Source organism: Listeria sp. ILCC796 (assembly GCF_900186175.1).
GTDB classification, from domain to species: domain Bacteria; phylum Bacillota; class Bacilli; order Lactobacillales; family Listeriaceae; genus Listeria; species Listeria goaensis.
In genome coordinates, this window is sequence record NZ_FYBV01000018.1 from 1 (window position 1) to 6,293 (window position 6,293).

At 42.7% G+C, this 6,293-nt stretch carries 6 protein-coding genes and 8 tRNA genes; all 14 read right to left on the minus strand.

Annotated elements, in window-relative coordinates; all coding sequences use genetic code 11:
• Positions 1–239: 239 nt before the first annotated feature.
• Positions 240–644, minus strand: a complete 405-nt coding sequence (locus CFS04_RS12815) for a VOC family protein (RefSeq protein WP_088811077.1) — start codon at positions 642–644, stop codon at positions 240–242.
• Positions 645–673: 29 nt separating this feature from the next.
• A complete protein-coding gene (locus tag CFS04_RS12820) occupies positions 674–2,242 on the minus strand; it encodes an amidohydrolase (RefSeq protein ID WP_088811078.1) in 1,569 nt (522 codons plus the stop codon).
• Complete coding sequence (locus CFS04_RS12825; protein WP_088811079.1) at positions 2,229–3,470, minus strand: MFS transporter; 1,242 nt, start codon at positions 3,468–3,470, stop codon at positions 2,229–2,231. Before CFS04_RS12825 ends, CFS04_RS12820 begins: the two co-directional genes overlap by 14 nt.
• A gap of 107 nt (positions 3,471–3,577) precedes the next feature.
• Positions 3,578–4,051 carry a GNAT family N-acetyltransferase gene (locus CFS04_RS12830; RefSeq protein ID WP_088811080.1) on the minus strand — a complete coding sequence of 158 codons (474 nt, stop codon included), beginning with the start codon at positions 4,049–4,051 and terminating at the stop codon, positions 3,578–3,580.
• Positions 4,048–4,479, minus strand: coding sequence for a MarR family winged helix-turn-helix transcriptional regulator (locus CFS04_RS12835; protein WP_088811081.1), 432 nt, complete (start codon positions 4,477–4,479; stop codon positions 4,048–4,050). The genes CFS04_RS12830 and CFS04_RS12835 overlap by 4 nt, the downstream gene beginning before the upstream one ends.
• 96 nt (positions 4,480–4,575) lie before the next feature.
• Complete coding sequence (locus tag CFS04_RS13140) at positions 4,576–4,914, minus strand: hypothetical protein (protein WP_240310431.1); 339 nt, start codon at positions 4,912–4,914, stop codon at positions 4,576–4,578.
• Positions 4,915–5,502: 588 nt separating this feature from the next.
• A tRNA-Leu gene (locus CFS04_RS12845) sits at positions 5,503–5,586 on the minus strand.
• A gap of 48 nt (positions 5,587–5,634) precedes the next feature.
• A tRNA-Cys gene (locus CFS04_RS12850) sits at positions 5,635–5,708 on the minus strand.
• A 14-nt stretch (positions 5,709–5,722) separates the two neighbouring features.
• Positions 5,723–5,794 (minus strand) — tRNA-Gly (locus CFS04_RS12855).
• A gap of 5 nt (positions 5,795–5,799) precedes the next feature.
• Positions 5,800–5,871, minus strand: a tRNA-Gln gene (locus CFS04_RS12860).
• 15 nt (positions 5,872–5,886) lie between these two features.
• Positions 5,887–5,959 (minus strand) — tRNA-His (locus tag CFS04_RS12865).
• A 28-nt stretch (positions 5,960–5,987) separates the two neighbouring features.
• Positions 5,988–6,061 (minus strand) — tRNA-Trp (locus tag CFS04_RS12870).
• 13 nt (positions 6,062–6,074) lie between these two features.
• Positions 6,075–6,158: transfer RNA gene (locus CFS04_RS12875), tRNA-Tyr, on the minus strand.
• A gap of 15 nt (positions 6,159–6,173) precedes the next feature.
• Positions 6,174–6,246: transfer RNA gene (locus CFS04_RS12880), tRNA-Phe, on the minus strand.
• Positions 6,247–6,293: the final 47 nt, after the last annotated feature.

Genomic DNA, 6,293 nt, shown 5'->3' on the forward strand with positions numbered 1-6,293 from the left:
TACTCGCCTCCGTATTGGACTTCTTCAGTTTTTCTAGAAAATCCTCCACTTCGGCAATCGCAATCCGACTCATCATCTCCATCCCTTCTGACTTGTTATCTGCTTTTTTAGTATACCATTCAGGAAGGTGTTAGAATGTGACGATTTTCTGAATAATTGTTATAAAAATGCGGTTTTTATATCCTCATCCCACAAAAAAACAAGCTTCCTCACACCAAAAGTGCTCAGGAAGCTTATTTTTATTTCTCGCAAACAAGTTGCCACGTTGGACCGAAGCGGTCTGTCACCCATGCCACTTTGCTGTAAATCCCCATCTCTTCTGGGCCCATCATAACTGTTCCACCGGCTTTTAGTCCCTCGAATAAGCGATCGAACTCTTCTTCATTTCGCGTTTCAATGAAAATCGAAGTTGCCCATGAAAAGTCAACGGCGTATTTCTTTTCCATGTCCATCGCCATGAATTTTTGATCGCCAATCTCGAATACTATCGTATAAACCTTGCCCAGCTCTCCCGGCTCACCTTCTTCAAAATAACGAGTTGATACGATTTTTGCTTCATCAAACAAGTCCACATAAAATTGAACCGCTTCTTCCGCTTGCCCACTAAACGTCAAGAACATACTAATTTGCGTTTTGTCTAGCATTCTCATCAACCTTTCCGTTTTCGTACATTTTAATACACTTTCCGCCCACTTACAAATGTTTGAATTACTTGAATGTCGCGCAAATCGTTCGTCGCCACTTCAAACGGGTTGGTTGCTAGAACTGTGAAATCTGCGGCAAATCCTGGCGCAATTTTCCCCCGAGAAAAAGGTTTATAGCTAGCTTTTGCACTACCGGTTGTGTAGAGTGAAATCGCTTCGTAAACAGTCAGCGCCTCATCTGGAAAGTAGCGTTTACCGTTTAAGTCGCTTGTCGCAGTGCGTGTAACTGCGGCATGAATTCCGTAAAAAGGATTGGGGACTTCAATTGGCGCATCGCTTCCTCCCGCTAGTGCAAAGCCGTTTTCTAGAAGTGTCTTCCAAGCAAATGCTCGTTTGGGATAATTCTCGCCTAAAACGTCAAGCGCCCACGGCAAGTCGCTCGCCATAAACTGCGGCTGAACATCAAACAAAAGTGGCATTCCTTCTGCTTCTGCAATGAGCTCATCTGTTAACCACGGCGTGTGAATCATTCGGTCGTGCAAGCCACTTTTCGGCGGATATTTTTTCAGCACACGAACCACCTCTTGAAATGCCGCATCACCTAGAATATGAATCGCCACCGGAAGCCCCAGTTCGCGCGCTTTCTTGACGATTGCCACAAACTCCTCGTCCGAATGAATCTTCAACCCGTGATTGCTTGCGTCGTCCGCATAGCCATTCGCCATATATGCCGTTCTCGACCCCACAGTGCCGTCAAAAAAGATTTTCACAGCGTCCAGCTCCACAAAAGGATTTCCGTCCATGAAAAGCTCTTTTTCCTGCTTAAACGCAGCTAGTTCCGCGTGATGAATTAAAAGTTGCGCGCGAAACGGAAATTCTGCATTAATTGTATCGCGAAAAGCGCCGAGCGTTCCCTTAAAGCCATCAAAATAGTGCAAATCCTCTGAATGGGCCCCTGTAATTCCTTTTTTCCACAAATCACAAATCGCCAGTTCAAGCCACATTTTCATTTCAGCGGTAGTTGGAATTGGAAACGCCTGAATCGCCAAATTCGTTGCGTTATCTTTTAGAATGCCCGTCAATTCGCCATTTTCATCTGTGTCAATTTCACCGCCACCTTCAAACTTTGCGTCTTTAGACAAAGAAATAGCTTCCATTAATGCGTGATTAACCGTCACGCTATGGTAATCGATGCGTCTTACGAGTAGTGGTGTCTCGCTGATAGAATCCAAATCAGCGGCTGTGAGTAGCGTTTTGTCATCCGTCCATTTATTTTCATCGTAGCCCTCTACAAAAAGCCATTCGGTTTCCGAAAGCTCGGCCAGACGCTGCTTAATCTTTTCCAAAGCTTGCTTCTTCGTTGTTGTTTCGTTTAAGTTCAACCGCGCTAGAGCTTGTCCGTACCAAAGCAGATGAATATGTGAGTCGACAAAGCCTGGAAAAACAGTTGCCCCGTTCAAATTGATGCGCTCTGCCTCTAAATGCGCCGCAGGATCGACATCAATCGCCCGAATTGTAGCCCCATCAATTAAAACATTCCGCACAAATTCGCCTTCTTTTCCCATCGTATAAAAGCGAGCATTCTCAAGCAATTTCATGCATTTCCACCTCGGTTTCCACATCATTTAAATTCGCCTTTTTCTGAGTAAGTGCTTGTAGTGTTATCGTGACAAACGCAAGGAGTAGCAAACTGAAAATCCCTATAAACAAGGCTGTTATGCCGCCAAATTTCGTGACTACAACAGCTCCCAAAAACGGCGCTAGCATTCGTGCGGCTGTTGCCATTCCGTTCACTAATCCTTGATATAACCCCGCGCTCCCTTTTGGTGCTAGTTGATAGGCAATCGTCGGAATTGCTGGCCATGCGAACATTTCACCAAGCGTCAGGAAAATCATTCCTAGTACAAATCCGCTGTATACAGTTGCTTGCATTGCAAATACAAACGATAGCGCAAATAGCAAAATACCGATATAAACTTGAAGCAATAAATGCTTTTTGAAACGATGAATAAGCGGAATTAAAATCAACTGACCGAGAACGATTAATGCCCCGTTTAAACTCCAAAGTTTCCCGTACTCGGATGCCGACACACCAACATCTGCTGTCATATAGGTAGATAAATTAGACTGCCACTGTACATGTGGCAACTGGCAAAACAGATACGTCAAAAGTAGCAAACCCATTGAAATGAGACCCCATTTTGTCGCTTTCTCACGCGTTCCACCACGTTTTCGGTGCTTTGTTTCCGCACCCAATTTTTCGGACTTCCAATCTATTTTTCTAAAAAAGATAAAGAAGAAAAGTGCATAAAAAATCGCGAAAAGAAATGCACCTAAATAAACTTGTCCCATACCGCGCTCCGCCAAGAATCCGGCTAGAAACGGTCCAACCGCAACACCAATATTTTGAGCTACATAAATGGCATTAAATCCAGTGCGCCCGCCGCTCGGATGTGTCAAACCCGCCGCCGCGTATAGCCCTGCAAACACCATTCCCATGGCAACACCCACAAGCCAAAGATTCCAAACAAAATAAGGATAGCTATGAAATGTCATCAAAAGAAACGTCCCCACAACTAAAATACAAGTTCCAATCATAAGCGAAATATACCCCGTTAACCGGTCAAAAATAATTCCGCCAACAACACTCGCCACCATTCCCACAAAAGAATTCACAAGCAACACAAGCGATGCATCCATGTCCGACATGCCAAGTTCTGTCGTCATATACACCATATTAAATGGCCAAATAAAGGATAGTCCTGTATACAAAAGAACCATCCCAACTATTACAATCCATAAATCACGAGGTAACCATCTGCTCAAAAAACTCGCTCCCTTTCTAAAAACAAATCACAAACATTAGTATAGCTCACAACTTATCTTTTGTAAAAAAGAAAAAAACAGCCGGGCGTACCCAAACTGCATTTTTCCTATAGCGCTTTATGATAAAACTTCGAATCCACATCCAAAATATCAAAATCAGCTGGTAAATCCGCTTTTGAAATCTCGATATAGTCATTCTTTTCGTAAAACCGGTGTGCGGCCTTAAATTTATCCGTCGTTCCTAAAAAAATATGTGACTTGCCGTTTTGCGCACAAAATTCTTCAAGCGTTTCTAAAAGGCGCTGCCCCGTTTGATATTCTTTTCCTCGATAATTTTCATCCGTAAAAAGCTTGCGAATGGTTGCGTTTGGCCCGTCGATAAACCATGTAGCAATCGTGCCTACAACAGTGTCTCCATCACGCGCAATCCAAAATCCCCCGTCAGCGTAGAAGTTCCCAATATCCATCAAATCTGGCTGATCCGAAAGCGAAATCGGCACATTAAACTCTTTCTGCTGAATGCGCAAAATCAATGCGACAACCTCTTCATGGTAACGTTCCGTATATTTTTCAATCTTCATATCAATTCCTCCTTTGAAAGCAATTTTTCAATCACGCTCATCGCTTCAACCAAATCCCGCATCTCCTGATCCGTCAATTTCTGCGTCATTTCGCTAAGCGCCAAGTTCGCAAGCGCCACAAATTTCTCAATCTCCGCCTGCCCCTTTTCCGTAATAAAAAGTGCAAAGTGTCGTTTATCACCAGCAAGCTGCTGTTTTTGAATCAGCCCCGAAAGTTCAAATCTCTTCACAATGCGACTCATGTACCCTCGGTCAACCCCAATCGCATCGCCAATCTCAGAAGCCGTCTTCCCATTCTCAAAATCAATTTGTTGCAAAACCCTCACTTCAGTCAGCGGATAAGGATTATGATAGATTTTCTGGTCAAGTTTTCCTAATATGCTAGCATAAAAGCGATTAAATCGCCGAATCTCACTAATTTGATCCATCCAATTCCCCTTCTTTCATTTTTATTAGTATAAAACATATAGTTGACAAAATCAACTATATGTTTTAAAAAAAGCATTCAAACTGAATGCTCCTATCTATTCCTCTGTCATACAAACTGTTTCCCATTCTTCCTTTTCAAGCAAAATCCAACTACGATTTCGAATTTCAATGCGCTTTTCTTTAACTAAATCATTTTTAATTTTGATAAAATATTCCCGACTTACATTGCTATATTTTGCGAGCTTTGACTGATTACAAGCTATCGGAATATAAATTTCCTGATCATTTTCAACCCCAACATCCAAAGCAATTTGATATAAAACTGCCTCAATTCGTTCTCTGCCTGGCAACCGATATCTCTCAAGCGATTCAGTCATCCGCTTCATCGTATCGCAAACAATTTCATCCGTATACTTCTCACGCTCAATCTCCATTAGAAAACTTTTTCCCCTTGAAAAAAATTGAAACCATTCATGCTGAGAATCAAGACGAAAAATACTCCCTTGCTTTAAAACTTTTATTAAAGTCCCATTGGATTCCTGCACAAGGTATCCTTCTACAACTAAAAAAACACCTTCACCCTGAATCTGCTGGTTTCCAGTAAAAGCTATAACCTCTTTTTTTGGTATGTACATTTAATCTCCTCCAGATTCTATCACTCTATTCCTAATAAGGAAAAAAGTTAGCTGTTTGGCTGACAGCTAACTTCCAATGGGATTGCGGCAACTAAAAGTAATCAGATTCGTATAGGTGCCTGGTGAGCAAATACAATCTTTTTAGAAGTCACAATGTGATAACTCTATAATAACACACTTTTCTTGTGTTAAATTTGTCTATTTGTACATTTTTAGCCTTAAATTGTGACCATTTTTCTACAATTTTCCATTCTAGAAAATTCAATTAATTTATTTAGCAATGTTATAATAAAAACTGCAACGAAAACAACGTAATTAAACGTTAATTTTAACGCATATCTAAAAAAGAAAACCCCCAAAACCTATACAGGTTTGGGAGTGCTTGGATACCGGCGGCCGGGGTCGAACCGGCACGACCTTGCGGTCACTGGATTTTGAGTCCAGCGCGTCTGCCAATTCCGCCACGCCGGCATAATGTTTGAATAAACTTATTATAAAATTTTTGAAAGAAAAAAGCAATGGAGGCGCCAACCGGATTTGAACCGGTGATAAAGGTTTTGCAGACCTCTGCCTTACCACTTGGCTATGGCGCCTTAAAAAAGAAAAAAGCGGAAGACGGGGTTCGAACCCGCGACCCCCACCTTGGCAAGGTGATGTTCTACCACTGAACTACTTCCGCAAAAACTGGGCTAGCTGGATTCGAACCAGCGCATGACGGAATCAAAATCCGTTGCCTTACCGCTTGGCTATAGCCCATCAATAAAATTAAAGGGCGGATGATGGGAATCGAACCCACGAATGTCGGAACCACAATCCGATGCGTTAACCACTTCGCCACACCCGCCATAATTCAATTATAAAGTTTTATGTTATGGCAGGGGCAGTAGGAATCGAACCCACACTGGAGGTTTTGGAGACCTCTGTTCTACCGTTAAACTATGCCCCTATCAAAAAAATAATGGTGGAGGGGAGTGGATTCGAACCACCGAACCCGAAGGAGCGGATTTACAGTCCGCCGCGTTTAGCCACTTCGCTACCCCTCCGTATTAAAATAAAAGTGGCTTGGGACAGAATCGAACTGCCGACACCTTGAGCTTCAATCAAGTGCTCTACCAACTGAGCTACCAAGCCAAATGGCGGTCCCGACGGGATTTGAACCCGCGATCTCCTGCGTGACA

Coding starts and splice junctions, on each gene's coding strand:
- CFS04_RS12835 (WP_088811081.1), bottom strand. CDS start 4,479: ATGGATCAAATTAGTGAGATTCGGCGATTTAATCGCTTTTATGCTAGC.
- CFS04_RS13140 (WP_240310431.1), bottom strand. CDS start 4,914: ATGGAGATTGAGCGTGAGAAGTATACGGATGAAATTGTTTGCGATACG.
- CFS04_RS12830 (WP_088811080.1), bottom strand. CDS start 4,051: ATGAAGATTGAAAAATATACGGAACGTTACCATGAAGAGGTTGTCGCA.
- CFS04_RS12815 (WP_088811077.1), bottom strand. CDS start 644: ATGCTAGACAAAACGCAAATTAGTATGTTCTTGACGTTTAGTGGGCAA.
- CFS04_RS12820 (WP_088811078.1), bottom strand. CDS start 2,242: ATGAAATTGCTTGAGAATGCTCGCTTTTATACGATGGGAAAAGAAGGC.